Origin of the sequence: Streptomyces sp. NPDC006309 (genome assembly GCF_040613095.1) — a bacterium.
Taxonomy (GTDB): domain Bacteria; phylum Actinomycetota; class Actinomycetes; order Streptomycetales; family Streptomycetaceae; genus Streptomyces.
This window is the reverse complement of sequence record NZ_JBEXRO010000029.1, coordinates 42,531-68,945: the sequence shown is the minus strand read 5'-3', so window position 1 is coordinate 68,945 and position 26,415 is coordinate 42,531. Positions and strand designations below refer to the sequence as shown.

Genomic DNA, 26,415 nt, shown 5'->3' with positions numbered 1-26,415 from the left:
GGCGACTCGGCTGCGGCGACCTCTGCGGATGCCGCGCCCGCCGCCGACGCGGCTGCGGCTGCGAGCCCGGCCTCTGCCGCCCCAACGCACTCCGCCGACGCGGCTCCCGCTGTCGGTGCGGCGCGTGCTGCCGACGCGGCTGCCGCTGCGAACCCGGCGGCCTTTGCCGAGGCGGCCTCTATCGAGCCGGCGCTCTCTACCAGCCGGGCTCCGGCTGCGAGCCCGGCGGCCTCTGCCGAGGCGGCGCTCGCTGGCGATGCGGCTCCCGCTGTCGGTGCGGTATCTGCCGACTCGGCTCCCGCCGCGAACCCGGCGGCGGCTGCCCTGGCGACCTTTGCCGACCCCGCGCTCTCTACCAGCCTGGCTCCCACTGCGAACCCGGCGCCCTCTACCAGCCCGGCGCCCTCTACCAGCCCGGCGCCCTCTACCAGCCCGGCTCCCGCTGCCGAGGCGGCGCAGTTTGCCGCTGCGGCACCCGATGCCGATGCGGTGCGTGCTGCCGAAGCGGCTCCCGCTGCGAATCTGGCGGCCTCTGCCGATCCAACGCACCCTGCCGATCCAACGCACCCTGCCGATCCGGCGCACTCCGCCGACCCGACGCACTCCGCCGATCCGGCGCACTCCGCCGATCCGGCGCACTCCGCCGATCCGGCGCACTCCGCCGACCCGGCGCACTCCGCCGACCCGGCGCTCTCTGCCGACGCGGCGCGGGAACGCCGTGCCGGCCCGGCGGGGAAGAGCACTGCCGGCCCGGCGGGGGAGCGCCCTGCCGACCCGGCGCGGGGGCGGCGTGCCGGCGCGGCGGTGTCCGTCCCCCGGGAAGCCGCGCCCTCCGCTGGGCAGCCCCCCGCCACCCCCGGTGACACAGAGCGGCGCACATCCGCCCCCGGCTGGAGTGCCGCGCCCGACCTCGGGGCCCCCGCCACCTTCGTGCTGCTCCGCCACGGCGAGACCCCGCTCACCCCTCAGAAGCGCTTCTCCGGCAGTGGCGGCACGGACCCCTCCCTCTCCGGTGCCGGCCGTGAGCAGGCCCGGCGGGTCGCGGAGGCGCTGGCCAGACGCGGCACGGTCCAGGCCGTCGTCGCCTCGCCCCTCGCCCGCACCCGGGAGACCGCCGCCATCGTCGCCGACCGCCTCGGCCTGGACGTGACGCTCGAAGACGGCCTGCGCGAGACGGACTTCGGCGCCTGGGAGGGCCTGACCTTCGGCGAGGTACGGGACCGCTACCCGGACGACCTGAACGCCTGGCTCGCCGACCCGGAGGCCCATCCCACCGGCGGCGGCGAGAGCTTCGCCGATACGGCCATCAGGATCGCCGCCACCCGGGACGAGCTGGTCGCCGCCCACGCGGGCCGGACCGTGCTGCTGGTCACGCACGTCACCCCGATCAAGACGCTGATCCGTCTCGCCCTGGGCGCCCCGGCGAAGTCCCTGTTCCGCATGGAGCTTTCGGCCGCCTCCTTGTCGGCGGTGGCGTACTACGCGGACGGCAACGCGAGCGTCCGGCTCTTCAACGACACGTCCCACCTCCGGCCCTGAGCCCACCGGCGGCCCTCGGCCCGCCGCCGGACCCCAACCCGGCCGCCGCCCGCGCCAGTTCCTCGATCCGCCCCCAGTCCCCGGCGGCCACCGCATCCGCCGGGACCATCCAGCTGCCGCCCACACAGCCGACGTTGGGCAGCGCCAGATACTCGGGGGCGTTGTGCGGACCGATGCCGCCGGTCGGGCAGAAGCGCGCCTGCGGCAACGGCCCGGCCAACGACCGTAGATACGCCGTCCCGCCCGCGGCCTGCGCCGGGAAGAACTTCATCTCCCGCACCCCGCACTCCAGCAGCGCGACGACCTCCGAGGTGGTCGACACCCCGGGCAGGAACGGCACCCCGGACCCACGCATCGCCCCCAGCAGCGCCTCCGTCCACCCGGGGCTGACCAGGAACCGCGCCCCGGCCGCCGTACACATCCCGGCCTGTTCCGGCGTGAGCACGGTGCCCGCCCCGACCACGGCGTCCGGGACCTCGTCGGCGATCGCCCGGATCGCGGCCGGCGCCGCCGGTGTCCGCAGGGTCACCTCGATCGCGGGCAGCCCGCCCGCCACCAAGGCCCGCGCCAGCGGCACCGCGTCGGCGGCGTCGGAGAGCACCACGACGGGTACGACGGGCGCCAGGTCGAGCACGGAGGCAGCCGGGGAGGAGGGCAGCGGCGAGGTCATGCCCTCATCGTGCCCAGCGACCGCACCACCCGCAACGAGCGTTGCGCATGCTGCAACAACACCTCAGTGGACGTCGTCCACCAGCACGTCCAGCGACCACGCCCGGCCGGGCTTCCCAGGTGCCTCGGCCTCCACGGCGTAACCCAGGCCCCGCAGCGCTTGCACCAGCTCGGCGGGATTGTCCGGCACGGCCCCGGCGGTCAGCAGGGCGCGGACGATCCGGCCCTTCGTCGCCTTGTTGAAGTGGCTGACGACCTTCCGGGTCGGCGCGTGCAGCACCCGTACCGTCGCCGTCCGCCCGGCGACCTCGCCCTTCGGCTTCCAGGCCGCCGCGTAGGCGGCGGACCGCAGGTCCAGCACCAGGCCCTCGGCAGCCGCGGCGGGCAGCACCTCGGCCATCGGCGCCCGCCAGTGCGCGGCCAGCGCGCCCAGCCCCGGCAGCTTCACGCCCATCGCGCAGCGGTACGAGGGGATGCGGTCGGTCACCCGCACGGCACCCCACAGCCCCGAGAACACCAGCAGCGAGTCCGCCGCGCGCCGCCGCGCCGCCGCGTCCAGCGTGGCCAGGCCGAGGGCGTCGTAGAGCACACCGGTGTAGATCTCCCCGGCGGGGCGGGCGCCGGCCGTGCGCAGCCCGGCGTTCTTCGCGACCTCGCCCCGCAGCCCCTCGCTCAGCCCGAGGATCTCGCGGGCCTTCTCCTCGTCGGCGGCGCACAGCTCGACCAGTTCGGCGAGCACGGCCTCCCGCGCGCCGGTCAGCCCCGGCAGGGACAGCGACTCCAGCTCCAGCGGGGCGCCCTCACCCGCGCTCGCCTTGCCTTCCGAGGGGGGCAGCAGGACCAGCAACACGTACTCCTCACATAGACGTCCGCGCCAGGGTACGGCGTACCACGGGTGGGGCCTCGCCCCGGCGTCGGCGGCCGTCCGGACCCGCATCACCGGCCCGGCCCGGTGCGGACCCGGCACGCGGCATGGAAGCGGACCGCGCGGACGTTGCACCGTGGCAGACGGCACGGCGAGGGGGAGTCCGATGGGGGAGCACGACCGGGTGGGACAGAACCGGGTGGGGCAGGGTCAGCAGGTCGAGCGGGGGCCGGGGGAGCGGGCGCGGTGGACGCGGGCCCGGCTGGGGCGGTGCGGGCCCCCGCTCGACCTGCTGACCGCGAACTTCCGGCGGCACGTGTACGCCCCGCACGCCCACGACGAGTACACGATCGGCGTCTGCGTCGGCGGCTCCGAGGTCATCGCCTACCGGGGCGGCCACGTCCGCACCGGCCCGGGCACGATCATCGTCCTCGAACCCGGCGAGATGCACACCGGCGGTCCCGGCAACCCCACCGACGGCTACGCCTACCTCGCCCTGTACGCCGAACCGTCCCTGCTGGCCGACGGCACCCGCGGCGGCCTGCCGCACTTCCGCGAGCCCCTCATCGACGATCCCACGCTGGTCAGGGCCCTGCGCACCGCCCACACACAGCTCAGCGCCCGCCCCGACCCGCTGGAGACCGAGTCCCGCCTGCCCTGGCTGCTGACCGCCCTGGCCCGGCGCCACTCCACGGCACGCCCGGTGCCCGACCGCGTCCCCGGCGCCGACGCCATAGCCCGTACGGTCCGTGACCGCCTCGCCGGCGAACTCGCCGACCCACCGTCCCTCGCCCTCCTCGCCACCGACCTCGGCCTCTCCCGCTACCAGCTCCTGCGGGCCTTCCGTACGACCATGGGCATACCCCCGTACGCCTGGCTCGCCCAGCACCGGGTCGCCCGCGCCCGCACCCTGCTGGACACCGGCCTGCGCCCCGCCGAGGTCGCCACCCTCGTCGGCTTCGCCGACCAGGCGCACCTGACCCGCTGGTTCCGCCGGGTGCTGGGAGTGACCCCGGCGGTCTACCGCAACAGCGTTCAAGACACCGCGGGGCGCACCGGCCGAGACTCGACCCCATGACTGCACGCGGCTGGTTCCTGTTCTCCCTGATGGGAGTGGTCTGGGGCATCCCCTATCTGATGATCAAGGTGGCGGTGGACGAGGTGTCCCCGCCGGTGGTGGTGTTCACGCGCTGCGCGCTCGGCGCGGCCCTGCTGCTCCCGTTCGCCGTTCGCCAGGGCGGCCTGCCCGCGTCCGTACGGGCCCACTGGCGGCCCCTGCTGGCCTTCGCGGTGCTGGAGATCATCGTCCCCTGGCTCACCCTCACCGACGCCGAACGGCACCTGTCCAGCTCGACGGCCGGGCTGCTGATCGCCGGCGTGCCCATCGTGGGGGTGATCGGGGCGCGGCTGCTGGGGGACACCGAACACCTCGGTGTCCGCCGGGTGGCCGGCCTGGCACTGGGCCTCGCCGGCGTGACGGTCCTGACCCTGCCGCACCTCACCGGCGGCGACGCGCGCTCGCTGGTGGAGGTCCTGCTGACCGTCCTGGGCTACGCGACGGCCCCTCTCATCGCCGCCCGCCGCCTCAAGGAGGTCCCGTCCCTCCACCTCACCGCCGCCTGCCTGACCCTGGCCGCGCTGGTCTACGCCCCCGTGGCCGTGCTCACCCGCCCGGCCGCCGTCCCGTCCGCCACGGTCCTGGCCGCGCTGGCCGGTCTGGGCGTGATCTGCACGGCGGTGGCGTTCGTGGCGTTCCTGGAGCTGATCCGGGAGGCCGGCCCCACCCGGGCGACCGTGATCACCTACGTCAACCCGGCGGTGGCGGTGGCGGCGGGCGCGCTCTTCCTGGACGAGCCGCTGACCCTGCCCGTACTGGCCGCCTTCGCCCTCATCCTCGCCGGCTCGGTCCTGGCGACGGCCGCCGGTCCGCGGCGGGGCACACGCCCGGTACCATGGTCGGCACGGCAGACGAGCCGGGCGGACGGCCGCGTGGAATCCCTCAGGGGGCTCCCCGAGGAACGTCCGGGCTCCACAGGGCAGGGTGGTGGCTAACGGCCACCCGGGGTGACCCGCGGGACAGTGCCACAGAAAGCAGACCGCCGGGGATCTCGGTCCTCGGTAAGGGTGAAACGGTGGTGTAAGAGACCACCAGTGCCCAGGGTGACCTGGGCAGCTAGGTAAACCCCACCCGGAGCAAGGTCAAGAGGAGCACCGTGAAACGTGCTCTGCGCGGACGTTCGAGGGCTGCCCGCCCGAGTCCGCGGGTAGACCGCACGAGGCCGGCGGCAACGCCGGCCCTAGATGGATGGCCGTCGCCCCGGCCGCCGCGAGGCGACCGGGGAACAGAACCCGGCGTACAGCCCGACTCGTCTGCCGCCCAGGGCCCAAGACCAGGGAACATGCTGGTCAGGGGCCCTTTTTGACCGAGTCAGGAGCTTGGTCGAACCCTGCTCGACGCGAGACATCTGAAAGACGTACCCGGGGGTGGGAGGGTAAGTAACGGAGCCAGCCGGGGTGGCAAAAACTGGGGACGTGTAAGCAGGACGCGGGAACTGGCGGGTTACCATCCCCCTGAGCCTGGTTCGGTGCGGTGGCAGGCGGTTCGGGGGAGTGGATGACATTCGCGCAACCGAGGCGGGTAGATTTCCCGTCTTCGGCGCTATCGCCGCGGCTGGCGATTCTGCGTCCTGACAAGGACTTACTTCGTCTACTCAAAGCCGACCGCACCAAGGAGAGGTCCTACTCCCAATCCTGCCGTGACTGGCCCGAGGCCAAGTCACACCTGGCGATCCTGCTTGCCCCTGTTGACCAGAAGGGCGACGAAGGCGGCGGGGAGCAACCGGAGCGGATCTGGGGGCTGGGTATCGTGCGTCCTGCTCATGAGACCGACCGAGACCGTAAGGTCATCGTCACCTGTACGCGAAGCCTTCAACGCCTGGTGCTTGCCTCAGGGCTCTGGTGCGGTGACGGCGAGCGAGACGCCGCACTCTACAAATCCTTACCGGAAAGCGGTCCTGTCACGGTCGGCACAGACACCGTGTTCGCCAATCTCCGGCGAATCTCCCCTGATGTCGAGGCCGAAGTCCAGAGGCTGATGCCTTTGCTCGACGACGCCGAAGGCTGGAGCGAGGGGGAGCTTCGCTGGCGTGATGAGCGTGATGCTCTTCTGCTCTTCGCCAAGACAGCCGGGTTGGCTGCCCCGAACGACTTCTCGGAGGTACGTCTCTGGGACAGGACAGCCGCCGGGGCAGCCTTTATCAGCGGGCTTGTCGGGACTGCGGTCCAGCCGACGTTCGACGACGTCCGCGGCCGGGCAGCTACGAGGTTCAGCGACATCGGTGAGACTGTCGTCCAAGCGTTCGTGAGTCGCGGAGGTAACCGAAGCTATGACGTCGAGGCCACGTCGATAACCGATCAGTCGGTGCTGGAGGGTCGGGAGGGTTCCCCCGACGCGTACTACTACCACGTCAATACTCGGACGCTCGTCATGCTGCGCTACGTGCGCCCCGGCCCGAACGGGCTCTTATCGCCTGACGCCCGGCGCCGACTGGAAGAGTTCCACAGCCGCGTTCACCGCCTGCCGAGACGCGACCGGCGGAGCACCGACGATTACAGCTTGCTGGACGACCCTCTTTTTCTCCGCATTCATGAGCCGGTGCCCTTAACCGCTGCTCTGCACCGGACGAGCTCCGGTGCGATCTATCCCTACGGCCAGGTCGCCGCAGCGATCTCGGCCGCAGCGGAACCTGGTCTCCCGGACCTTCCCGTGGGCTCGCTCACGCGCCACCTGGTACCGACCCACTTCGCTCAGCTGGTTCGCGACGGTTGGTTCGGCGCGAGCGGCGTGCCCTTCGAAGTGGCTTTGGACTGGGTGGAGGCCACGATCGACACGGCTGGTATTGCTTTGCTGGGCGTGGACTTCAGTCTCCGGCAGCGTGGCAACGGCCCAGGGATCAAGACGCGGGCCTAGGCCATCAACAAGACACCACCAGTGGGAAGGCAACCATCTATGGCCACCTCGGGGGCGGACACACCTCGCCAGGTCACGCAGGTGCGCGAGCAACTGCACGAGACGTTCGACGGGGTGATAGACGACAGTGACATCGCCCACTTCCACGGTGACAACTACGAACAACGCTTCCTCTCCCGCGCCCTTGCAGCCCTCGCGGTACGACGCTTGGCCAAGTGCAGCGTGGCCGAGGCGGCCCGGTTCGTCACGGACGGCATCGCGGACCAGGGATTGGACGCCATCGCCCCCCTGCCGGAGAGCGGGCAGGCTCTGCTCGTCCAGGCGAAGTGGAGCGAAAGGGGTACGGCGACCTTCGATGTAGGCGCCGCCAAGGCGATGGTGGATGGCCTGAACCGTATCGAGAACGAGTTGTACGACCAGTTCAACCAGCGTGCCGGCGCGCTCGCCCTGGAGGCCAGGCCGTTCATCGTCAACGAGAGAGCCACTCTGGTCATCGCGTTGATGGGCACTGTGGCGCCCTCTCCTCCGGCACGCGAGGTTCTCGACAACGCTCTCGAGGAGTTCAACAAGCACGGCGCCCGCATGAGCGTCGAGGTGTTGTACGCCGCAGACTTCCATGATCAGGTCCATGCGGATCTTCGGCCCGAGCCGATCTGTCTGGACGTACGCCTTGATGACTGGTATCAGCAGAAGGGACCACTCGAGGCCTATCAGGGCACGGTCTCCGCCGAGAGCGTCGCCGAGTGGTACGAGACGCACGGTACCGACCTGTTCGAGCAGAATCTACGGGCCCCGCTCGGGGCCACCGTCACCAATGCTGAGATCGGTCTGACCCTTACGTCCGATCCCACGAGATTCTGGCACCTGAACAACGGCATCACCATGATCTGCGACTCGCTCACGGCGAAGAACGACAGTGCCAAGGCACCGCAGAGCAGGCCGACCACTCTCACCGTGAAGGGGGCGAGCATTGTCAACGGCGCTCAGACGGTGCGGGCTGTCGCCAGGGCTATGCACGACGACGGCGAGGCCGCGGCCAACGCCACACTGAGCATCAAGGTCATCAACACGCATGAGGACCGGGAATTCGGCGTACAGGTCTCGCAGGCGGCGAACCGGCAGAACGCCATCGAGCAGCGCGATCACATCGCGCTGGAACCCGTGCACCAGGCGATCAAGGCCAACCTGCGTGCCGAACTGCGCAAACAGTACGTGATCAAGCGCGGTGAGCCGGTCGCCGCGCCCGAGACCGGTTGTTCACTGGACGAACTCGCTCTCGCACTCGCGTGTCTGCACCCGGACGCTGAACAGGCCGCCCGGGCCGCCAGTTCCACGGAGAACCTCTGGGAACAGGGCTCCAAGGGCAGCCACACCCTGCTGTTCAAACGCGAACCCTCGCCACAGAAGGTGTGGCGCTCCGTGCTCACGCTGCGCGCGGCACGGAGCGCGGTCTACGAACTGGGCAGTGGACAGAACAGCCGCGAGGCCGCGACCACCGAGCACGGTGGCTTCCTCGTCACCCACCTGCTCTTCCAGCATCTCGGCGCCACGAGTATCGATGACCCCGACTTCGACTGGGACAGCGAGGTCCTGGAGAAGATTCCCGCCCTCGTACCGGATCTGGTGCGCCGGCTGACGCATCAGATCGTGACTCGTTACGGGCCGCGTCCCCAGATCAGGACCGCCTTCCAGACAGCGGAGACATGCCGAGAGCTGGCGAAGCATGTCCTCGGCGACCTGGCCGATGGCGTCGCCGTTCCCGCACCTCCCGCGAAGGAGCGCAAGCCGCGGCGCCCGAACACCGTGCCGCTCCTGGTCGACCGTCGTGTCATCAAGGATGGAGCACCTCTCCGGTACGTGGCTCTGAACGAGCCCGAGCGCGACGCCATGGAGGAGTGGCTTGTCCAAGACGAACGGCGACGCCAGGCGACCTGGGTCAATCACCGGACCAAGTCGATCCTCTGGGCGTACGACGAGCAGCAGTACTCGCCGTCCGGGCTGGTGTCGAAGATGTGGGCGGACGCCGACTGGGGCGACCGCCCCGTTGCTAATCAGGGAACGGCTCGCTGGTTCCAGTCGGATGGCCTGAGCCTGTGGGATCTGGCTCAGCGCATCCACAGCGAAGAGGCTGAGGACGAGGTCTGACGGCGTGTGCACCGCACCGGCAGGACGTCAGTAAGGGCGTGGTCCCCCTGGGCCGCGCAGCCGGCCGAGGAGATCGGCGATCTCGCGGGTCTCCTCATGGTCCTAGCCGAGGAGGACGCACATGTCCTCGTGGAGGGCGTCGAGGACTCCTTCCGCCTCGGTGCGGCGGCCCTCGGAGAAGAGGAGCACGCCGATACTGCGGCGCAGGTCGAGAGCGGTTTCGGAGGCGTCCCCTGCCGTGTCGGACACGGCTTCCAGGACCTCCTGGAACTCCCGCAGGGCAACGGTGGCCTCACCGAGGTTGGCGCGGCAGTGGGCGGCGTGCCGACGGCACTCCAGCGTGGCCGGTCCCGCCGTACGGGAGTAGATGGCGGCCAGAGCGCCGAACTCCGGCAAGGCACGCCGGAAGTCCTCTCCGGCCATGAGGACCGCCGCGCGCTGCCGCCGCAGACCGAGCACACGGGGGTTGTGCGCGCCGAGGGCCGTGGCCGCTGTGGCGATCACTGCCTTGAGGACGTCTGCGGCCTGGGCGAACCGCCCGGAGTCCGATGACCTGGTCAGTCGTAGTCCATGATCAGCCGGTGGGTGGCGGGCAGCCGTCGATCAGGTGGGGCCGGTGCTGAATCTTCTTCAGCTTCCGCTTGATCACACGGGTCAGGTGCGGGAGATCGGTCGGGGCAAAGTCGGCCAGGTGCCGCTTGAGGAGCGACCAGACCCCCTCGGCCGGGTTCAGTTCCGGCGCGCCACCAGTCCTTTTCAAGCGTATCGAGTAGACCGTTTACCCCAATAGCGACGAAGATCGCTTCGGACCGCTGCAGGGCGTGATGTCGTCTTGCGTAGCCAGCAAGGTAGCCACATAAGTGCACTCCCTACACGTTTGCACAGGTCATTGCGCTGTGATGACACTCCCCGGCGTACAGCCCGACCCTCTGCCGCCACCTGCGGCTCCGCGCCACCTGAGCTGAACCGGCGCCCACCCTGGGACGGGGGCTCCCTGGCAGGAAGAGTCATACACCGGGCTTCAGCTGGCCGTGCCCTCCGGTGCCGGTGGAAGGACCGGTGACTTCCGCGAACTTGTCGGGGAGCCAAACCCGACCAGCTGTGTTCGGGGCCAGTGGCTGGTCGTGCACGGGCCGATCGCGGTCCACAGCGGCATTTGAGCCGCCGCGTGGTGCAGGCCACAGTAACGCGCGCGGGAGAACCTTAGGGTCGCGGGTATGACCGATGACCAACAGCAGGAAGAGGCAGTAGCGGGCGCTTGGGCGAGGATTGAAGCATGGCTCAGGCAGAACGCTCCACGCTCCTACCGGATGCTTCCTCCACCCGCCTCAGACGCCGACATCAGTGCAGTCGAGCAGGAACTCGACCTCACCGTCCCACCGGGCCTTAAAGCGTTCTACCGCCTCCGCAACGGCACCGGCCACCCCGCTGACTTCGGCTGGACGCCGGAACCCGATACCGGCCTCCCCCCAGAAGGACAGGGATCGGCCTGGCTGCTTCCGATGAGGCACGCGATCCCCCCGGTCCAGCATCTGCCGTATTGGAATGAAGGCCCCCACACCATCGGCATGCCGGCCGACCCCGCGATGCGGTACCTCGCCTTCGCCGCGACCGACCGCAGCGGCCTGTACGGACTGTTCACGGACTGCACCCCAGGACCCGGCTACGGACGGATCGGAACCTTCGAAGAGGCCGGCATCCCCAGACTGGGCGTGTGGCCGTCGTTCGCCGACTACATCATCGAAGTCGCCGATGCCCTGCACGAGGACCGTGGCGTCGAGTACGCGGACGGGCTTCAGGACACGACTGTGCCCGGGCTCGTCGATCAAGCTCTGGCGTGGGACGGCCCTCTGTATCCACTGGATCCGGACTGGACACGCTTCGCATAACCCTGTGGCCGGAACACCGCGGGGTGCTCCGGCCACAGGGCGGTCAGGGAGCGGTCAGGTCAGCCGATCTTCTTCCACCCGCAGACCGTGTCGGCGTTCTTGCAGTGCTCGAAGCCGGGATCGCTGATGAGGAACCCGTCCTTGTCGAGCAGCCGCATCTGGGGAACGAACTTGATGCCGAGGTCGCGGAACGCACCCTCGTTCTGGTCCAGTGGCACGGAGGCGCGACCGCACTTCTCGTTCCACTTCGGTCCGGTGTAGCCGTTGCGGTTCTCAGCCAACAGACCCCACATCCCGCCGGTCATCGGCTTGGTGTAGAGCTGGGCGCACTCGTTGCCGGAGTTGACCTGGTTCGGTCCCTTCGGCATGCCGCCGCTTTCGTACGTACTCGCGGGCGCGTACTCGTCGCACGATCCGCTTGGCGTGGCAGTGTTCGGCGTCCAGTTACTGGGGCATACCCTGCCGCGGCTCTTGGTGTTGGTCCAGTCCCCTCCCTCCGGGTCCGCGTTGTTGCCGGGGCCGAGGTAGGTGACGAGGGAGTCCCACTTCCGGCTGCCGGGATGGGAGGGCAGCTTCTCCTGCATCAGCCAGTAGTAAGCACCGGCCGCTGGGTACAGGTTGGTGTCGACCGTCCAGGTCGGCCTGAAGTAGGGGAAGACACAACCGGTCGCGATGTTGCCCCGGGCGATGTCGTCACAGCGCGGCGCAAGCTCCCGGACCCGGACGTCGCCGCTGGTGCCGAGGCTGGTTTGGGCGTGCCCGTCTCCGGCGTCGACGGAACCGAGGAGGCTCCAACCGAGGTCGAACTGCTCCTTGCCGGTGCCGTTCCATATCGTCTGCACGTTTGCGGTCATGGCGTACTGGGAGCCGACTTGGCCGACTGCCCAGTGCGGCGTGTGATTGAGGCCGTCGTTGCTCGACCACTGAACCTGCGAACTGGTGCAGTCCTTGCAGTTGTCGGACGGCCTCCAGGTGAGGTGAACCCCCTCGGTCGCGTCGTCGATCTGCGTCGGGACCACGGTGAGCTGCTGGTCGAACTCCGCCCTGTCTGTGCTGGTCTCCGCCTTCTTGTTGTACAGCTTGATCTGCTGTGACAGCGCGAACGTCGCGGTGCCGAACTTCGGCAGTTCGTCCGCGTCGACGAAGATCAGAGTCGCGTAACCGACGTTCTTCAGACACGCGTCGGACCGGTTCATATAGTCCTTGCCGTCCGGCTTCGTGGCACACCACGGCACGAGATCGGCGCCCCGAAGAGCGCTTCTCGTCGCCCTCCTGGCCACCGCTGCGTCTACAGGAGTCGGCGCGTCACGGCTGATCTCGATGCACACCTTCCGCCCCTTGGAGTCCAGCGCGGAGCACGTCCGGCCGGAGTCCTTGCTGCGCACGCCCGTGACGGGGCCGGGGTCGGTGCGCGTTACTTCGATCGGGGTCTGCGCAAGCGAATCGATGCCGGACGTGGTCTGTGGCGCCGGGAAGGTTACGTACGGCTTGTCGGCCGGAGGAACATTGATCTTGAAGTTGGAGTACGAGGACCAGCCGTTCTCGTAGACCTTGCTGGTCGCGTCGTACCCGGAGGAGCGGACAGCGTAGGTGACCCCGTTCTTGAGCTTGCCCGCGGGAACCGTGACCGAGGCCGCTTTGCCGGCATTCACCTCGCCGGACACGAGAACACCCCATTGGTTGGCGTCGGTCAGCTTCACGACCGTGGCGGTGGGCTTGCCACCCGAGTCGGTGGTGTGGACCTCGAAGGTCGCGGTGCTCTTGTGGCCGCTGGTGGCGTTGACCGTGTTGCGTAATGTCGGCGTGGTGGTTTCGACCTGCCACACGCCGTCCGTCTTCGTGAACGGCGGGCCCGCCTCCGGTGCGTTGGGTGTGTCCGGTGCGGCGGCTGCGACCGCGTGTGCGCCGGGACCGTGGACGGGTGGCGGGCTGTCGGAGTCAGCTGCGTAGCTGGTGGTCACTCCGGAACCGAGGACGACCGCGAGGATCGCGCCGAGGGTTGTGCGCCGTCTTTTCCTGGTGCGGGGTATCAACCTGTGACCTTTCTGTGGGAACAACAGCGCGACCCCATCAGGTCCACAGCCCGGAGAACCATGGCCGGACTCACGGTTTGAGCGATCAGGGAAAGAGATGAGCCACCCGTTCCCGTCTACGCCGAACTGAAGGTCACCGGCGCTCCCGACTCCCCAGCCTCTCCTTACGGAGGGGATTTCGTGGGGTTCGAGGACGTCCGCGGCCGTCAGGCCGACCAAGATCTGGCTGATCAAGCACGGGCACGCCCCCGCGGAGGCGGAGCATGGGGCCGCTCGCATCCCAGCGTGGAACATGGCACCGGCGCGAAAGGCCGTCCACCTCTGCGGCGCTCCCCAGCGAGCCGCACACATGGACCCGTACGCCCCGCGCCCGACCGTGGAGTGGGACGGGTTCGTGTCCGCCCGTGGCCATGGTCGACGGCCCCAGGACGCGTGTGCCAGGCCGTTGTACTCCCGGGGGAGCACCGTCGGGGCCAGTGGATCGGTACGTCACCCGTGGCACCGCCGCGCCGAGGGGAGCGGATGAACTGTCCGTTCGTCAGCCAGGCGGCCATGGCTGGACGCGGCCGGGCGTGGCCCTGTGCGGCCAGCGCGCCCGCCCCATGCCGTCGCCGTGCAGCCGCCGGGTGGCCAAGTCCGCAGCTGCCGCGATCCCACGCGCGTGACCGAGCGCGTCAGGTCACCGTGCCGGCTCGCGCGGCAAGCCGGGGCCGTTCTTCTTCCAGAAGGCGCACGAGGCCGTGGGCCTCGGCGCGGACTTGGAGCCCTGGGCCTCCAGGTGAACCCGGGCCGGCGTCCGCCGGGGTACTGAGCAGGCCGCTGCCGAGGTCGGCGCGTTGATGAACTTGGTGATCCTGTGCGTCGAATCGTCGTAGGCGGTTACGACGACGAAGGAGGGCGGCCGCCCCGAGGGGACAACGGCCCTCATCTTGCGCAGCTCCGCCCGCCCCGTGCGGGAGGTGCTCAGCAGGCGGCGTCGGAGCCGTCGTCGTGGCGTGGGGTGATGTGGAAGTCGAACGCCAGCGTCCCCGGATCGAGGGCCGTCGTGCCGCCGTCTACGGTGAGCACCGCACCGTTGACGTAGGATGCCGCCGGGGAGAGCAGCCAGTCGATGGCCTGCGCGATCTCGCGCGGCTCGCCCGGCCGTCCCGCGGGCAGCGACCTGGTCACCTCCTCGTAGGCGGCCTCGACTCCACCGCGCAGACCGGCCTCCTCGGCGAACCGGGCCATGCGCCGGTCGGCCATCTCGGTCCGTACCCAGCCGGGGCACACGGTGTTGGCACGCACCCCGTGCCGCCCGTAGTCGACGGCCACGGAACGGCAGAGCTGGAGCAGGGCCGCCTTGGAGGTGGCGTACGGGGCGTTGCTCGCGCCGTTGCGCAGGGCGGAGACCGAGGCGACGGCGACCACCGCTCCCCTGGACTCCAGCAGGTACGGAAGGGCCGCGCGCAGCAGCAGGAGCGGACCGGTGACGTTGGTGCGCATCACGTCGTCCCAGTCCTGGAGCGACAGGTCCCCCACGGCTCCGCCGCGCCCGATCCCCGCGTTCAGCACCACTCCGTCGACGCGTCCGTGCTCGTCCAGGGCCGCCCGGACGAGCCCTTCGGCCGCGTCGGGCTCCCCGGCATCGGACGGATACGCCAGTGCCCCGATCTCCCGGGCGAGGCGCCGCAGGGGTTCGGGCCGGCGTCCGGAGACGACCACGTGGTGGCCTCCCTCGCGGAGCAGCCGGGCCGTGGCCTCCCCGATGCCCGTGCCTCCGCCGGTCACGACGACAACCCGCTTGTCCGCCAACGTGGTCGAACCCCCCCATGTACCGAGATCACCTGGAGCATCCGACTCTAGGACCGGCGGCTCCACCTCCGGCGACTTCCGGCCAGGGGCGCGGGCAGGGACAGAACACGGACAGGTGGCGGCCCGCACGGTCGCTCACCGTGCGGGTGGGGCGCCCGCTCCGTACGCGTCCGGTGTGATCAGGAGGCGTCCTGCGGGAGGTCCTGGCCGGAGAGGCCGCTCTCGGCGAACTCCGCATCGCTCATCCCCGGGCCGCCGCCGACGAAGCCCTGCATGAGTGCCTTCAGGTCCAGCTTCGTGGCGCCGGCCGGAACGGTGGGCCTGGTGCCCCTGCCCAGCCGCAGTGTCAGGCCGAGCTTCTTGACCTTGGCGTTCTCGGCCAGCTTGGCGAGATCCACGTCCACCTCGGTCAGCTCACCGTTCTTGAGCGTGAAGTCCGCCGTCACCTTGGCGGCGGGGGCGTCCTTGAGGTCCTTGGCCGTGGGCAGTTCCATGCCCGGCGGCAGGTCCTTCACCAGCGGGCGGATCTTGCCGAACAGCTCGGTGACGAGCGTGCGGAAGGGGGCCGTGGCGAGGACGTGCTCGGTGCCGTTCCCGCCGCCGGCCGTCTTGAGGTGCACGTGACGGGCGACGACGTCACGCAGGGCGTTCACGAGCTTCTTCTGCGTCTTGGCGTCGAGGGACGGGCCGGGCGCGGGACCGTCCTTCGGTCCCTTGCCGTCGGCGGTGGCCTTCTGCATCTCCTTGGTGTCGAACTTCACCCACTTGCCCTCGAGGACGTTCTTGATCGCCCCGGCCTCCGGGGGCAGGTCCGCGGCGGCCGGTACGGGGCTGCCCGACAACTTGCCGATGGTGTCCATGTCGGCACGGATGTAGGCGGTGTCGCCGATCACCCGGTACTCGGCGAGGTCGCCGTCCGGACTGCTGACCTTCATGGCCATGCCGACGAGGTCCTTCTCGTCGGACTCGTCGATCGGCTTCTTCGACTGCACGGTGACCGTGATCTTCGCGCCGCTGATCAGCTTGGCCGCGTCGTCCGGGATCTCGTCGCCGGGCGCGGGCCGGGACTTGGCGTCCAGCGCCTTCAGGGACGCGACGTCGGTGTCCACGTCGAGCTCGAAGGAGAGCGTGTTCTTCTTGCCGAGCTTCTCGAAGGCCCGGTCGAGCTTCTTGCCGGCGGAGAGCTGCTCCACCGTTCCGCAGGCGGCGGAGCCCGCGAGGACGGCACCGACGACGGCGGTGGCGGTCAGGGTCTTGCGTATGGCACTGATGATGGTCTCCTCGTGAATCCGACCACGGTGTGATCGATCACAAGACTCACCAGTCGCTCACAAGGTTGCCCCGTCCGTCGCGCGATGTCGGAGCACCGGCCAGAACACCGGCCAGAACACTGGCCAGAACACCGGCCGGAGCGGGGAACGGGCGGTCCTGCGCGTGAGCGGACCGGGCGTCAGGCCGGGCGGTCGAGCGGGCGGGACCCGACCTTCTCGAGGTGGTGTTCGAAGACCTGCCGGGCGTCCGGGGTCAGGGTGCGCAGTGCCACCAGTGCGGTGATCGCCACGTCGCACAGTTCCGCCTGTACGTCCTCCCAGGAGTGGGTGACGCCCTTGCGCGGGTTCTGGCCGGTCGCGCCGATGACCGCCTCGGCGACCTCGCCGACCTCCTCGGACAGCTTGAGGATGCGCAGCAGCACGCCGTCCTGACCGCCCTGGGCGCCGGCGGCCTCCAGTCGGGCCCACAGGGAGTCGACGGCGGGCCAGAGCCCGGCGGCGGAGTTCTGATCGCTCATGTCCCGCAGCCTGCCATGCCCGGAAGACGGTGCCGGCCGTTCCCGGACGGCGGTCACTCCTCGAACAGGGTCTCCTGTTCGCCCGCCGCCCGCGCCCGTACCCGCCTGGTCCGGGCGCCGACGACCACGGCCGTCACCGCGGCCGTCACACCGAGCGCGGCGGGCACCATCCAGTCGCGGTCGAGGACGTGCCCCAGGGCGTGGTCGAGGGAGAGGCGGCCCGGTCCGGTGACGGCGAGGCAGGCCCCGACCAGGCCCAGGCTCACCGGGTGCTCGTAGCCGCCCTCCTGGGCGAAGAAACCGTTGGGCAGGTGGACGGCCGCCGCTCCCGCCATCGCCCCGGCCGCCGCCGCGCCCGCCGCCGGGGTCGCGAGGCCCAGCGCCAGCAGGACGCCGCTGCCCGTCTCCGCCAGGCCCGACGCCGCGGCGCTGGCCTTGCCGGGCGCGTAGCCGACGGACTCCATGAACTGGCCGGTGCCCTCCAGGCCGTGGCCGCCGAACCAGCCGAACAGCTTCTGCGCGCCGTGAGCGGCCATCACACCGCCGGTGCCCAGCCGGAGCAGCAGCAGGCCCAGATCACGTCGGTCGTAACAGCTCACGGTGACTCCCAAGCAGACAGGCGGACAGGCGGACAGGCTCCCTCCCGTGTTCCAGCCTGGCACCCCCGGCACCGCCCGGCCCCCGCTGGCTGCCGTTCGGGTGGCGGCCCCGGGGGAGCGGTGTGAGTCTGACGCCATGACGATTCAGCCGACCCGGCTCAGCGATCCGGCCGTCAGGGCCTTCGTGCACGCCGTCAACTCCCACGACCTGGAGGGCTTCATGTCGCTCCTGGCGCCCGGTGCGACCATGTGCGACGACGGCTCCGACCGTGACCTCGCCGAGTGGACCGACCGGGAGATCTTCTCCTCCCACGGGCACCTGGAGGTCGACAACGAGTCGGACGGCGGCCGTACCGTCCTCGCCCGCTACCGCAACGACACCTGGGGCGAGATGCGCACCAAGTGGGTCTTCACGGTCGAGGACGACGGGCGGATCTCGCGCTTCGAGACCGGGCAGGCCTGACAGGCGCCCGCGTGCCGGGAGACGCCGGTGACGCACCGGACTGCCGTGCCGTGAGACGCCGGTGACGCACCGGACATTGCTCCGGTGGCGCGTTCCCCGGCCCCGTACCCCTCCTGCGCGCAGGACCCCCGCCCGGCGCGGTGTACGGTCCCCGGGTGCGTGAAAGTTCCCGGCTCAGCCGGCGTGCCGTCCTCGGGCTGACGGCCGCCGCTCTCCCCCTCTCCACGGCCACCAGGGCCGCCGCCGCGACCGGGGTCGTCGGCGGCGAGCGGCTGGCCCGTCCCGGCGTCCAGGTGAGCGGCGCCGCCGGACTGCCCGGAAAGCTCACCGCCCGCTCGTGGCTGGTCGCCGACCTCGACAGCGGGGAGGTCCTCGCCTCGTTCGGTGCGCACCGGCGCCTGCCGCCCGCGTCCACCCTGAAGATGCTGTTCGCGGACACCGTGCTGGGGCGGCTGGACCCCGCCGAGCGGTACCGGGTCACCGACGCCGACCTCGCGGACGTCCCGGCCGGCTCCAGCCTCGTCGGCGTCAAGCCCGGCATCACCTACACGGTCGATCAGTTGTGGCAGGGCGTGTTCCTGCGCTCCGGCAACGACGCCGTGCACGTGCTCTCCCACCTGAACGGCGGCATCGCCCGGACGGTCGCCCAGATGCAGGCCAGGGCCGCGGACCTCCAGGCGCTGGACACCCATGTGGTCAGCCCCGACGGCTTCGACCACAAGGGGCAGCTCTCCTCGGCGTACGACCTGACGCTCTTCGCCCGCCACGGTCTGAAGGACGCCGCGTTCCGCCGGTACTGCGGCACGCGGACCGCCGACTTCCCGGCGGGCGGGAAGAAGACCTTCCAGATCCAGAACACCGACCGTCTGCTGACCGGGGCGTGGGGCCTGAAGACGTACGACGGGCTGATCGGGGTCAAGAACGGCTACACCAGCCACGCCGGCAACACCTTCACCGGTGCCGCCACCCGGGGCGGGCGCTCCCTGCTGGTCACCGTGATGCATCCCGGGGCCGGCGGCAACGCCGTCTACGAGGAGGCCGCCGCGCTGCTCGACTGGGGCTTCGGGCACGGGCGTTCGGCGCAGGCGGTGGGTCTGCTGGTCGCACCGCTCAGCGAGGGCGGGGTGAAGGCGAGTCCGCGGCCCGCGCGGAAGCCGGTACGGGCGGCGGCCGGCGCGCCCGGTACGGGGTCCGGGGGCGGCTCGGGGTGGGGGCTGGCGGAGGGCTCGGCCGGGGCGGCGGCCCTGCTGGGCGCCGGCGCCTGGGCCCTGCGCCGGCGCCGGGCGCGGACGACGGTGAACGGCGAGGCCGCCGAGAACGGCGGCAGCGCGCCGGGAGCCCGTCACCGAAGCTGACCGAAGGGTGCGGCGGTCACCGGAGCGGAGCCGAGCGGTGTGCGGCGGTCGTTCCACCCACCGGCGTGTGCCCCGCGGTTGGCCGCGAGGCCCAGCCCCCACTCCGGTCCGGCGGAACGGCCGCCGCCTTCCCCCCGGGGAGTGGCTGCGGAACGTCGGTACGCCAACTGTGAAGCTCTGGTGGAGAAAGTTGAGCACACGGGCGTGACCGGCCGCAATAGCGCGCATGTTCAGGCGGGCGGTCGCCGCCCGCTCAGCCCCGCCCGATGTACGGCATCCCGGTCGCCAGTACGGTCGCGAACTGCACGTTCGCCTCCAGCGGCAGCTCCGCCATGTGCCGCACCGTGCGCGCCACATCGGCCACGTCCATCACCGGTTCCGGGATCACCTCCCCGTTCGCCTGGAGCGCGCCGGTGCCCATCCGGGCCGTCATGTCGGTCGCCGCGTTGCCGATGTCGATCTGCCCGACCGCGATGCGGTACGGCCGCCCGTCCAGCGACAGCGACTTGGTGAGCCCGGTCAGCGCGTGCTTCGTCGCGGTGTAGGCGACCGAGTGCGGGCGGGGCCTGTGGGCCGAGACGGAACCGTTGTTGATGATCCGGCCGCCCCGCGGGTCCTGCTCCTTCATCCGCCGGTAGGCCGCCTGGGCGCACAGGAACGCGCCGTTGAGGTTGGTGTCCACCACGTGCCGCCAGGCGTCGTACGGCAGATCCTCGACCGGCACCCCGCCGGGCCCGAAGGTCCCCGCGTTGTTGAACAGCAGGTCCACCCGCCCGAACCGCTCCACCACCGCCGCGAACAGCGCGTCCACGTCCTCGGGGCGGGACACGTCGGTGCGCGCGGCGAGCGCGGTGCCCTCCGGCACCAGCGCCGCCGTCTCCTCCAGCGTTCCGGCGCGCCGGCCGGCGAGCGCCACCGACCAGCCGTGGCGCAACAGCTCCACGGCGACGGCCCGTCCGATGCCGGAGCCCGCCCCGGTCACCACCGCGATCTTCGATTGCCTGTCGGTCATGGCTCCGCAGCCTAGGCGGCAGGTCCGTCATACGGAATCAGGTGTCCGCCATACGGTTATCCGGCGACGCCGGCCGGCTCGTCCCCCGGATACCGCGCCCCGGCCTCACCTGGATACCGCGCCCCGGCCTCACCCGGATACCGCACCCCGGTCCGCTCCCGCACCGCGTCCAGCGTGCGCATCACCGCGAGCGTGCCCTCCAGCGGCACCAGCGGCGACTCCTTCTCGCCCGCCCGCAGCGCCCGCATGACCTCCCACGCCTCGTGCCGCATGCTGTCGCGCGGCCCGTCGGCCGGGTCCGCGGTGAACTCCTCGGGGTCACGGCCGTCCCGGTGCAGCACGAACCGGTCCGGGTGGAAGAAGCCGGACGGGACGTCGATCCGGCCGCGTGAGCCGGTGACCGAGGCGGTGGCCGCCGTGGCGCCGTCGATGGAGCAGTGCAGCGAGGCCAGCGCGCCGCCGTCCCAGGACAGCACGGCCCCCGTCTGGAGGTCGACGCCCTCCGGGGACAGCACCGCGCTCGCGGTGACGCCGTCCGGCTCGCCGAGCAGCAACTGCGCGAAGGACACCGGGTACACGCCCAGGTCCAGCAGTGCCCCGCCGCCCAGCGCCGGGTCCCGCAGCCGGTGGTCCGCGGCGAAGGGGCCGGCCAGCCCGAAGTCGGCCTGCACCGTGCGCACCTCGCCGATCGCCCCGTCGTCCACCAGCGACTTCAGCCGCCGCACCAGGGGGTTGCAGTACATCCACATCGCCTCCATCAGGAAGCGGTCGTGCTCCCGCGCCAGCGCGACGAGTTCCTCCGCCTCGCGCAGGTTCAGCGTGAACGGCTTCTCGCACAGCACGTTCCGCCCCGCCGCCAGGCAAAGCCCGGCCGCCGCCCGGTGCGCGGTGTGCGGAGTGGCGACGTACACCACGTCGACGTCCTCGTCCGCCGCCAGCGACTCCCAGTCGCCGTACGCCCGCGCCACCCCGAACCGGTCGGCGAACGCCCGCGCCGACTCGGGCCGGCGCGACGCCACCGCCACGAGCTCCGGCGCCGGCCCCGCCGCGGAGCCGTCGCCCGACGCGGCCACCAGATCCGCCGCGAACGCCGCCGCTATCCCGCCGGTCGCCAGGATCCCCCACCGCACGCCCCGCTCCGCCATACCCGCCCCACCCTCGCTCACGTGTACCCCGGCAGTGTGTACGAGCTGAGAGCATAGGTGCCGGTCCAGTACGAGAGGGAGGGACACATGCCCGAGCACGCGGCGGCACAGACACCCGGGACGGAGCACCCGCCCACCGCGCCGAGCCCACCCGCCGACCGCCGGACCGGCCTGCTCGTCACCCTCGTCCTCGGCGGCCTCACCGCCACACCCCCGCTCGCCATGGACATGTACCTCCCGTCCCTGCCGGCGGTCACCCGCTCCCTGCACGCCCCCGCCGCCACCGTCCAGCTCACCCTCACCGCCTGCCTGGCCGGCATGGCGCTCGGCCAGCTGGTCGTCGGCCCGATGAGCGACCGCTGGGGCCGCCGCCGCCCGCTCCTGGCAGGCCTCGCCGTGTACGTCCTCGCCACCGCCCTGTGCGCCTTCGCCCCGAACGTCGAGACCCTGGTCGCCTTCCGGCTGGCCCAGGGCCTCGCGGGCGCGGCCGGCATCGTCATCGCCCGGGCCGTCGTACGCGACCTGTACGACGGTGTGGCCATGGCCCGCTTCTTCTCCACCCTGATGCTGATCTCCGGGGTCGCCCCGATCGTGGCGCCGCTGATCGGCGGGCAGCTCCTCCGGGTGACGGACTGGCGGGGCGTGTTCGCCGTCCTCACCGTCGTGGGCGCCCTGCTCGCCGCCGTCGTCCGGTGGCGGCTGCCCGAGACGCTGCCGCCCGCCGACCGCCACGGCGGCGGCATCGGCCAGGCCCTGCGCGCCATGCGCGGCCTCCTCGCCGACCTGCCCTTCACCGGCTACACGCTGGCCGGTGGCTTCGCCTTCGCCGCGCTGTTCGCCTACATATCCGCCTCGCCGTTCGTCATCCAGGAGATCTACGGCGCCTCCCCGCAGACGTTCAGCCTGCTGTTCGGCGTCAACTCGGTCGGCCTGATGATCGCGGGCCAGATCAACGGCAAGGTGCTCGTGGGCCGGGTCAGCCTGGACAAGGTCCTCGCCACCGGCCTCGCGATCATCGTGCTCGCCGCCACCGCCCTGCTCCTCATGGCCACGGGCACCTTCGGCGACGTCGGCCTGGCGCCCGTCTCCGCCGCCCTGTTCGTCCTGATGTCGGCCATGGGCATCACCCTGCCCAACGCCCAGTCCCTCGCCCTGCTGCGCACCCGGCACGCCGCCGGCTCCGCCTCCGCGCTGCTCGGCACCACCTCCTTCCTCGTCGGCGCGGTCGCCTCCCCGCTCGTCGGCGTCGCCGGGGAGCACACCGCCGTTCCCATGGCGATCGTCCAACTGGCGGGCGCACTGGTCGCCGCGGCCTGCTTCGTGGGAATGTGCCGTCCCTGGAACACTCGTACGGCGCCGGAGGGAGCGGACAACTGAGCGCACCGAGACTGCGTACCGGCACGCCCGAGCGAGCCGGGCTCGACCCCACGGAACTCGAGCGTCTGACCGACGACGTGCACGCCCTGACCACCGGCGCCCGCCCCTGGGCGGCCGGCGCCGTCGTGGTGGCCGGACGCGGCCCCGTGGTCGCCGTGGCCGAGGCCGCGGGCTGGGCCGTGCGCTACAGCGCCTACGACCCGAAGACCGACAACGCTGTCGCCCTGCCGTCCGACTCCCGGGTCCCGGCCACCGTCGACACCCCCTTCGACCTGGCCTCCCTCACCAAGCTGTTCACCTCCGTCGCCGCCGTGCAGCAGATCGAACGCGGCACCCTCGGCATGGACGCCCGGGTCGGCGCCTACCTGCCCGAGTTCACCGGAGCCGCCGCCTACGGCGTCACCGTGCGCCAGCTGCTCACCCACACCTCCGGGCTGCGCCCCGAACTCCCGCTGTACGACTGCCGGGACGAGCGCGCCCGCCTCGCCCTCCTGCGGAACACCGCCCCGACGGCGGAACCGGGCACCTACCGGTACTCCGACCTGAACATGCTCCTGCTCCAGTTCGTGCTGGAGCGCATCACCGGCCGCCCCCTCGACGTCCTCGTCCAGGAGGGCATCACCCGCCCGCTCGGCATGACCGCCACCGCCTTCGGGCCCTGCCCCGGCGCCGCGGCCACCGAGGACCAGCGCCGGCCCTGGGCCAAGGCCGACCGGGGCATGCTGCGCGGTGTGGTCCACGACGAGAACGCCTGGGCGCTCGGCGGGGTCGCCGGCCACGCGGGCCTCTTCTCCACCGCGCCCGACCTGGCCGTCTTCTGCCGCGCCCTGCTCGCCGGCGGCTCCTACGGCCCCGCGCGCATCCTCGGCGCCGACTTCGTGGAGCTGCTGTTCACCCCGCCCGGGCTGGGCTTCGCCCTGGACCAGCCGTGGTTCATGGGCGAACTGGCGGGCCACGGCGCGGCGGGCCACACCGGCTTCACCGGCACGTCCCTGGTCCTGGACCCGGCGACGGACACGTTCCTCGTCCTGCTGGCGAACACGGTCCACCCACGCCGCCGCCCGGCGGACAGCGCCCCGAGAGCGGCCCTGGCGACCCGACTGGCCCGCGCGGTGATCTGACCCCGGCGCCGGCCCCGCCTTCCCGTCCCCTCCCACCCCGCCCCGCCCGCCCCGCCCCCACCCCCCGCCCTCGTACAATCGGCAGGTGAACCACCCCGTATCCCCGTCCCCGGCCGAGACTCTGCGTGCCGCCCTCGCCGGGCTGCTGGCCGGGTTGCCGCCCTCGCGGGCCGCCGGAGCCGTGGAGCGGCTGATCGCCAGTTACCGCGGCGACACCCCCACCCACGCGCCGATCCTCCGCGACCGCGCCGACGTCGCCGCGTACGCCGCCTACCGGATGCCGGCCACCTTCGAGGCGGTCCGCTCGGCGCTGGCGGCGTTCGCCGACGCCGTGCCCGGCTGGGTGCCCGCCGGGCACGTGGACGTCGGCGGCGGCACCGGCGCCGCGACCTGGGCCGTCACCGCCACCTGGGACGGCACCCGCCCGGTGACGGTGCTGGACTGGGCGGAGCCCGCGCTCGCCCTCGGCCGGGAGCTGGCCGCCGCGAACCCGGCCCTGGAGGGCGCCCGCTGGCAGCGCGCCCGGATCGGCGCCGGCCTCGCCCTGGACGACACCGACCTGGTCACGGTGTCGTACGTCCTCAACGAACTCGACGCGGCCGGCCGGGCCGCCCTCGTCGACGCCGCCGCGAGCGCCGCGCAGGCCGTCGTGATCGTCGAGGCCGGCACCCCCGCCGGTTACGAGCGGGTCATCGAGGCCCGCGACCGGCTCATCGGGGCCGGTTTCCGTGTCGCCGCGCCCTGCCCGCACAGCGCCGCCTGCCCGATCGCGCCCGGCACCGACTGGTGCCACTTCTCCGCCCGGGTCGGCCGTTCCTCCCTGCACCGCCAGGTCAAGGGAGGCTCGCTGGCGTACGAGGACGAGAAGTTCGCCTACGTCGCCGCCACCCGGCTGCCCGCCGCACCGGCCCCCGCCCGCGTGGTCCGGCGCCCGCAGATCCGCAAGGGGCAGGTGCTGCTCGATCTGTGCGAGGCCGACGAGCGGCTGACCCGGACGACGGTGACCAAGCGCCACGGCGAGCTGTACCGGGCGGCCCGGGACACCGACTGGGGCGATGCGTGGCCGCCGGACGGCTCCGTGTCGTAGTCCGCCGCCGCCCCTTGTTACTTTCGGTCCCATGGTCGACAAGTCCGTCCCCGACGCCGCCCGCCGCAGCGAGAAGTCCCGCCGGGCGATCCACGCCGCCGCCCTCGCCCTGGTCGGGGAGGTCGGCTACCCGAGGACCACCGTCGAGGCGATCGCCGCCCGCGCCGGCGTCGGCAAGCAGACGATCTACCGGTGGTGGCCGTCCAAGGCGGACGTGCTGCTGGAGGCGTTCCTGGACCTCACCGGGCAGGCGGCCCAGGCGGCGGGGCAGCAGCCGTACGCGATCCCCGACACCGGTGACCTGGCCGCCGACCTCAAGGCGGTGCTCCGGGCCACGGTGGACGAACTGCTCGACCCGCGCTTCGAGGCGCCCTCGCGGGCGCTGGCCGCGGAGGGCCTGGTCAACGAGGAGCTCGGCCGCCAGTTCGTGGCGAAGCTCCTCGAACCGCAGCTCCGGCTGTACGCCGACCGGCTGCGCTCGGCCCGGGACGCCGGAGCGGTACGGGCCGACGTCGACCCGCGGATCGCCCTGGAGCTGTTCGTCTCGCCGCTGGCGCAGCGCTGGCTCCAGCGGACCGGGCCGCTCTCGTACGCGTACACGGACACCCTGGTCGAGTACGCGCTGCACGGCATCGCACCCCGCTGAGCCGCGGCATCCGCCCCGCCGGGGCGGGGTCCGGGCGGGCTGTGAGGGTTGTCTCGCCCGGTTGGGCCGGAACTGTCCCCGGGGCCCCCGGGGCGGAGGGAAGATAGGGCGATGAGGCATGCTGTCCGCACACAGCGAGGCGAAGGGGACAGATGAGCGCGACGTTCGGCGGCCGGACCGGTCTCCAGGGCAAACTCTCCCGGTGGCTGCCGGGGCGCCGCCCGAAGGGAGCCGCGGCCGGCGACGACGGCCGTGAGGCCCTGCTGCTCGCCGCCGCCGGAGCGGGCCTCCCGCTGGCCCCGGCCGCGCACCCCGCCCCCGGCTACCGCTGTTCCTGCGACCGCGTCGGCTGTCCCACCCCGGCCCGGCACCCCGTGTCGTTCGCCTGGCAGACCCAGTCCACCACCGAGCGCGGCCAGATCGAACGCTGGGCCCGGCACCAGCCGCAGGCCAACTTCATCACCGCCACCGGCATGGTGCACGACGTCCTGGACGTGCCCCTGGAGGCCGGCCGCGAGGCCATGGAGCGGCTGCTCGGCGAGAATGTGGAGGTCGGCCCGGTCGCCGAGAGCGACGACGGACGCATGCTGTTCTTCACCCTCACCCGCGGCACCCCCGAGGTCGAGGACGAGTGGTGGCCCTGCGAGCTGGACTGCCACCCCGAGACGATGGACGAGCACCCGGGCCTGCGCTGGCACTGCCGCGGTTCCTACGTCCTCGTGCCGCCCGCCCGGCTCCCCGGTGACGACCTCCGGGTGCGCTGGGTGCGGGGCCCGGAGCAGCCGCTGCCCGACCCGCTGACCCTGCTGGAGGCGCTCACCGACGCGTGCGCCCGCTACGCGGCCGAGGAGCCCGCCCACCCGGCCGCGGCCTGGCCCCCGCGCCACTGACCCCACCGGCCGTGTCCCGCGCCGGCG

At 71.9% G+C, this 26,415-nt stretch carries 22 protein-coding genes, 1 other RNA gene and 2 pseudogenes; 14 read left to right on the top strand and 11 right to left on the bottom strand.

Translation table 11 applies throughout. From position 1 onward, the window contains the following. Positions 1 to 879: 879 nt before the first annotated feature. Positions 880 to 1,539 (top strand): annotated as a pseudogene (locus ABZ117_RS29440) (histidine phosphatase family protein); the annotation flags it as partial. On the opposite strand, the gene eda reads toward ABZ117_RS29440, so the two are convergent. Beyond that, positions 1,511 to 2,209: a bifunctional 4-hydroxy-2-oxoglutarate aldolase/2-dehydro-3-deoxy-phosphogluconate aldolase gene (eda, locus tag ABZ117_RS29435; RefSeq protein WP_356824952.1), complete on the bottom strand. Its 699-nt coding sequence runs from the start codon at positions 2,207 to 2,209 to the stop codon at positions 1,511 to 1,513. The pseudogene ABZ117_RS29440 and the gene eda overlap by 29 nt on opposite strands. 63 nt (positions 2,210 to 2,272) lie before the next feature. Further along, entirely contained in the window at positions 2,273 to 3,055 is a 783-nt protein-coding gene (gene yaaA / locus ABZ117_RS29430; RefSeq protein ID WP_356824980.1) for a peroxide stress protein YaaA, read from the bottom strand. Between the two features lie 184 nt (positions 3,056 to 3,239). Here yaaA and ABZ117_RS29425 point away from each other — a divergent pair, with 184 nt between their 5' ends. The 5 genes and pseudogenes from ABZ117_RS29425 (at position 3,240) to ABZ117_RS29405 (ending at position 9,188) form a co-directional block, all read left to right on the top strand. After that, the gene (locus ABZ117_RS29425; protein WP_356824950.1) at positions 3,240 to 4,151 is read left to right on the top strand and encodes an AraC family transcriptional regulator; all 912 of its coding nucleotides are present in this window, start codon (positions 3,240 to 3,242) and stop codon (positions 4,149 to 4,151) included. Beyond that, positions 4,148 to 4,975: pseudogene (locus ABZ117_RS29420) on the top strand (EamA family transporter); the annotation flags it as partial. The gene ABZ117_RS29425 and the pseudogene ABZ117_RS29420, both read left to right, overlap by 4 nt. A gap of 67 nt (positions 4,976 to 5,042) precedes the next feature. Further along, positions 5,043 to 5,446: RNase P RNA component class A (rnpB, locus tag ABZ117_RS29415), an RNA gene on the top strand. 241 nt (positions 5,447 to 5,687) lie between these two features. Continuing rightward, positions 5,688 to 7,043, top strand: coding sequence for a hypothetical protein (locus ABZ117_RS29410; RefSeq protein ID WP_356824948.1), 1,356 nt, complete (start codon positions 5,688 to 5,690; stop codon positions 7,041 to 7,043). Between the two features lie 39 nt (positions 7,044 to 7,082). Next, entirely contained in the window at positions 7,083 to 9,188 is a 2,106-nt protein-coding gene (locus tag ABZ117_RS29405; protein WP_356824946.1) for an AIPR family protein, read from the top strand. 102 nt (positions 9,189 to 9,290) lie between these two features. Here the strand turns inward: ABZ117_RS29405 and ABZ117_RS29400 are convergent, their stop codons facing one another. Together ABZ117_RS29400 and ABZ117_RS29395 are read right to left on the bottom strand one after the other, a co-directional pair. Next, positions 9,291 to 9,692: a hypothetical protein gene (locus tag ABZ117_RS29400; RefSeq protein ID WP_356824944.1), complete on the bottom strand. Its 402-nt coding sequence runs from the start codon at positions 9,690 to 9,692 to the stop codon at positions 9,291 to 9,293. A 70-nt stretch (positions 9,693 to 9,762) separates the two neighbouring features. After that, the gene (locus tag ABZ117_RS29395) at positions 9,763 to 9,948 is read right to left on the bottom strand and encodes a hypothetical protein (RefSeq protein ID WP_356824942.1); all 186 of its coding nucleotides are present in this window, start codon (positions 9,946 to 9,948) and stop codon (positions 9,763 to 9,765) included. Positions 9,949 to 10,405: 457 nt separating this feature from the next. Between ABZ117_RS29395 and ABZ117_RS29390 the strand changes: the two genes are divergently transcribed. Further along, positions 10,406 to 11,077, top strand: coding sequence for an SMI1/KNR4 family protein (locus ABZ117_RS29390; protein WP_356824940.1), 672 nt, complete (start codon positions 10,406 to 10,408; stop codon positions 11,075 to 11,077). A gap of 59 nt (positions 11,078 to 11,136) precedes the next feature. Here the strand turns inward: ABZ117_RS29390 and ABZ117_RS29385 are convergent, their stop codons facing one another. From ABZ117_RS29385 to ABZ117_RS29365, 5 genes are all read right to left on the bottom strand, one after another. Further along, complete coding sequence (locus tag ABZ117_RS29385; RefSeq protein ID WP_356824938.1) at positions 11,137 to 13,038, bottom strand: hypothetical protein; 1,902 nt, start codon at positions 13,036 to 13,038, stop codon at positions 11,137 to 11,139. Positions 13,039 to 14,073: 1,035 nt separating this feature from the next. Further along, complete coding sequence (locus tag ABZ117_RS29380) at positions 14,074 to 14,904, bottom strand: SDR family oxidoreductase (RefSeq protein ID WP_356824936.1); 831 nt, start codon at positions 14,902 to 14,904, stop codon at positions 14,074 to 14,076. 179 nt (positions 14,905 to 15,083) lie between these two features. Continuing rightward, positions 15,084 to 16,097 carry a hypothetical protein gene (locus ABZ117_RS29375; protein ID WP_356824934.1) on the bottom strand — a complete coding sequence of 338 codons (1,014 nt, stop codon included), beginning with the start codon at positions 16,095 to 16,097 and terminating at the stop codon, positions 15,084 to 15,086. 257 nt (positions 16,098 to 16,354) lie between these two features. Further along, positions 16,355 to 16,693, bottom strand: a complete 339-nt coding sequence (locus ABZ117_RS29370) for a MazG-like family protein (RefSeq protein WP_356824932.1) — start codon at positions 16,691 to 16,693, stop codon at positions 16,355 to 16,357. 53 nt (positions 16,694 to 16,746) lie between these two features. Then, entirely contained in the window at positions 16,747 to 17,292 is a 546-nt protein-coding gene (locus ABZ117_RS29365; protein ID WP_356824930.1) for a DoxX family protein, read from the bottom strand. A gap of 136 nt (positions 17,293 to 17,428) precedes the next feature. Between ABZ117_RS29365 and ABZ117_RS29360 the strand changes: the two genes are divergently transcribed. Both ABZ117_RS29360 and ABZ117_RS29355 read left to right on the top strand, forming a co-directional pair. Beyond that, positions 17,429 to 17,755: a nuclear transport factor 2 family protein gene (locus ABZ117_RS29360; RefSeq protein WP_356824928.1), complete on the top strand. Its 327-nt coding sequence runs from the start codon at positions 17,429 to 17,431 to the stop codon at positions 17,753 to 17,755. Positions 17,756 to 17,910: 155 nt separating this feature from the next. Beyond that, positions 17,911 to 19,110 carry a serine hydrolase gene (locus tag ABZ117_RS29355; protein WP_356824926.1) on the top strand — a complete coding sequence of 400 codons (1,200 nt, stop codon included), beginning with the start codon at positions 17,911 to 17,913 and terminating at the stop codon, positions 19,108 to 19,110. Between the two features lie 253 nt (positions 19,111 to 19,363). Here ABZ117_RS29355 and ABZ117_RS29350 read toward each other — a convergent pair whose 3' ends face one another. Together ABZ117_RS29350 and ABZ117_RS29345 are read right to left on the bottom strand one after the other, a co-directional pair. Then, the gene (locus tag ABZ117_RS29350; RefSeq protein ID WP_356824924.1) at positions 19,364 to 20,122 is read right to left on the bottom strand and encodes an SDR family oxidoreductase; all 759 of its coding nucleotides are present in this window, start codon (positions 20,120 to 20,122) and stop codon (positions 19,364 to 19,366) included. A 56-nt stretch (positions 20,123 to 20,178) separates the two neighbouring features. Next, positions 20,179 to 21,267: a Gfo/Idh/MocA family oxidoreductase gene (locus tag ABZ117_RS29345; protein ID WP_356824922.1), complete on the bottom strand. Its 1,089-nt coding sequence runs from the start codon at positions 21,265 to 21,267 to the stop codon at positions 20,179 to 20,181. 87 nt (positions 21,268 to 21,354) lie between these two features. On the opposite strand from ABZ117_RS29345, the gene ABZ117_RS29340 reads away from it, so the two are divergent. The 5 genes from ABZ117_RS29340 (at position 21,355) to ABZ117_RS29320 (ending at position 26,388) form a co-directional block, all read left to right on the top strand. Further along, entirely contained in the window at positions 21,355 to 22,644 is a 1,290-nt protein-coding gene (locus ABZ117_RS29340; RefSeq protein ID WP_356824920.1) for a multidrug effflux MFS transporter, read from the top strand. Continuing rightward, positions 22,596 to 23,765: a serine hydrolase domain-containing protein gene (locus ABZ117_RS29335; RefSeq protein ID WP_356824918.1), complete on the top strand. Its 1,170-nt coding sequence runs from the start codon at positions 22,596 to 22,598 to the stop codon at positions 23,763 to 23,765. The genes ABZ117_RS29340 and ABZ117_RS29335 overlap by 49 nt, the downstream gene beginning before the upstream one ends. A gap of 85 nt (positions 23,766 to 23,850) precedes the next feature. After that, positions 23,851 to 24,852 carry a small ribosomal subunit Rsm22 family protein gene (locus ABZ117_RS29330; RefSeq protein ID WP_356824916.1) on the top strand — a complete coding sequence of 334 codons (1,002 nt, stop codon included), beginning with the start codon at positions 23,851 to 23,853 and terminating at the stop codon, positions 24,850 to 24,852. 31 nt (positions 24,853 to 24,883) lie between these two features. Further along, positions 24,884 to 25,498 carry a TetR/AcrR family transcriptional regulator gene (locus ABZ117_RS29325; protein ID WP_356824914.1) on the top strand — a complete coding sequence of 205 codons (615 nt, stop codon included), beginning with the start codon at positions 24,884 to 24,886 and terminating at the stop codon, positions 25,496 to 25,498. A gap of 152 nt (positions 25,499 to 25,650) precedes the next feature. Beyond that, positions 25,651 to 26,388: a bifunctional DNA primase/polymerase gene (locus ABZ117_RS29320; RefSeq protein WP_356824912.1), complete on the top strand. Its 738-nt coding sequence runs from the start codon at positions 25,651 to 25,653 to the stop codon at positions 26,386 to 26,388. Positions 26,389 to 26,415 lie beyond the last annotated feature (27 nt).

Bases quoted from the DNA above. Each gene is read 5' to 3' on its own strand.
- eda (WP_356824952.1), bottom strand. From the start codon at position 2,209: ATGACCTCGCCGCTGCCCTCCTCCCCGGCTGCCTCCGTGCTCGACCTG.
- ABZ117_RS29425 (WP_356824950.1), top strand. From the start codon at position 3,240: ATGGGGGAGCACGACCGGGTGGGACAGAACCGGGTGGGGCAGGGTCAG.
- ABZ117_RS29410 (WP_356824948.1), top strand. From the start codon at position 5,688: ATGACATTCGCGCAACCGAGGCGGGTAGATTTCCCGTCTTCGGCGCTA.
- ABZ117_RS29405 (WP_356824946.1), top strand. From the start codon at position 7,083: ATGGCCACCTCGGGGGCGGACACACCTCGCCAGGTCACGCAGGTGCGC.
- ABZ117_RS29390 (WP_356824940.1), top strand. From the start codon at position 10,406: ATGACCGATGACCAACAGCAGGAAGAGGCAGTAGCGGGCGCTTGGGCG.
- ABZ117_RS29370 (WP_356824932.1), bottom strand. From the start codon at position 16,693: ATGAGCGATCAGAACTCCGCCGCCGGGCTCTGGCCCGCCGTCGACTCC.
- ABZ117_RS29360 (WP_356824928.1), top strand. From the start codon at position 17,429: ATGACGATTCAGCCGACCCGGCTCAGCGATCCGGCCGTCAGGGCCTTC.
- ABZ117_RS29350 (WP_356824924.1), bottom strand. From the start codon at position 20,122: ATGACCGACAGGCAATCGAAGATCGCGGTGGTGACCGGGGCGGGCTCC.
- ABZ117_RS29345 (WP_356824922.1), bottom strand. From the start codon at position 21,267: ATGGCGGAGCGGGGCGTGCGGTGGGGGATCCTGGCGACCGGCGGGATA.
- ABZ117_RS29340 (WP_356824920.1), top strand. From the start codon at position 21,355: ATGCCCGAGCACGCGGCGGCACAGACACCCGGGACGGAGCACCCGCCC.
- ABZ117_RS29325 (WP_356824914.1), top strand. From the start codon at position 24,884: ATGGTCGACAAGTCCGTCCCCGACGCCGCCCGCCGCAGCGAGAAGTCC.
- ABZ117_RS29320 (WP_356824912.1), top strand. From the start codon at position 25,651: ATGAGCGCGACGTTCGGCGGCCGGACCGGTCTCCAGGGCAAACTCTCC.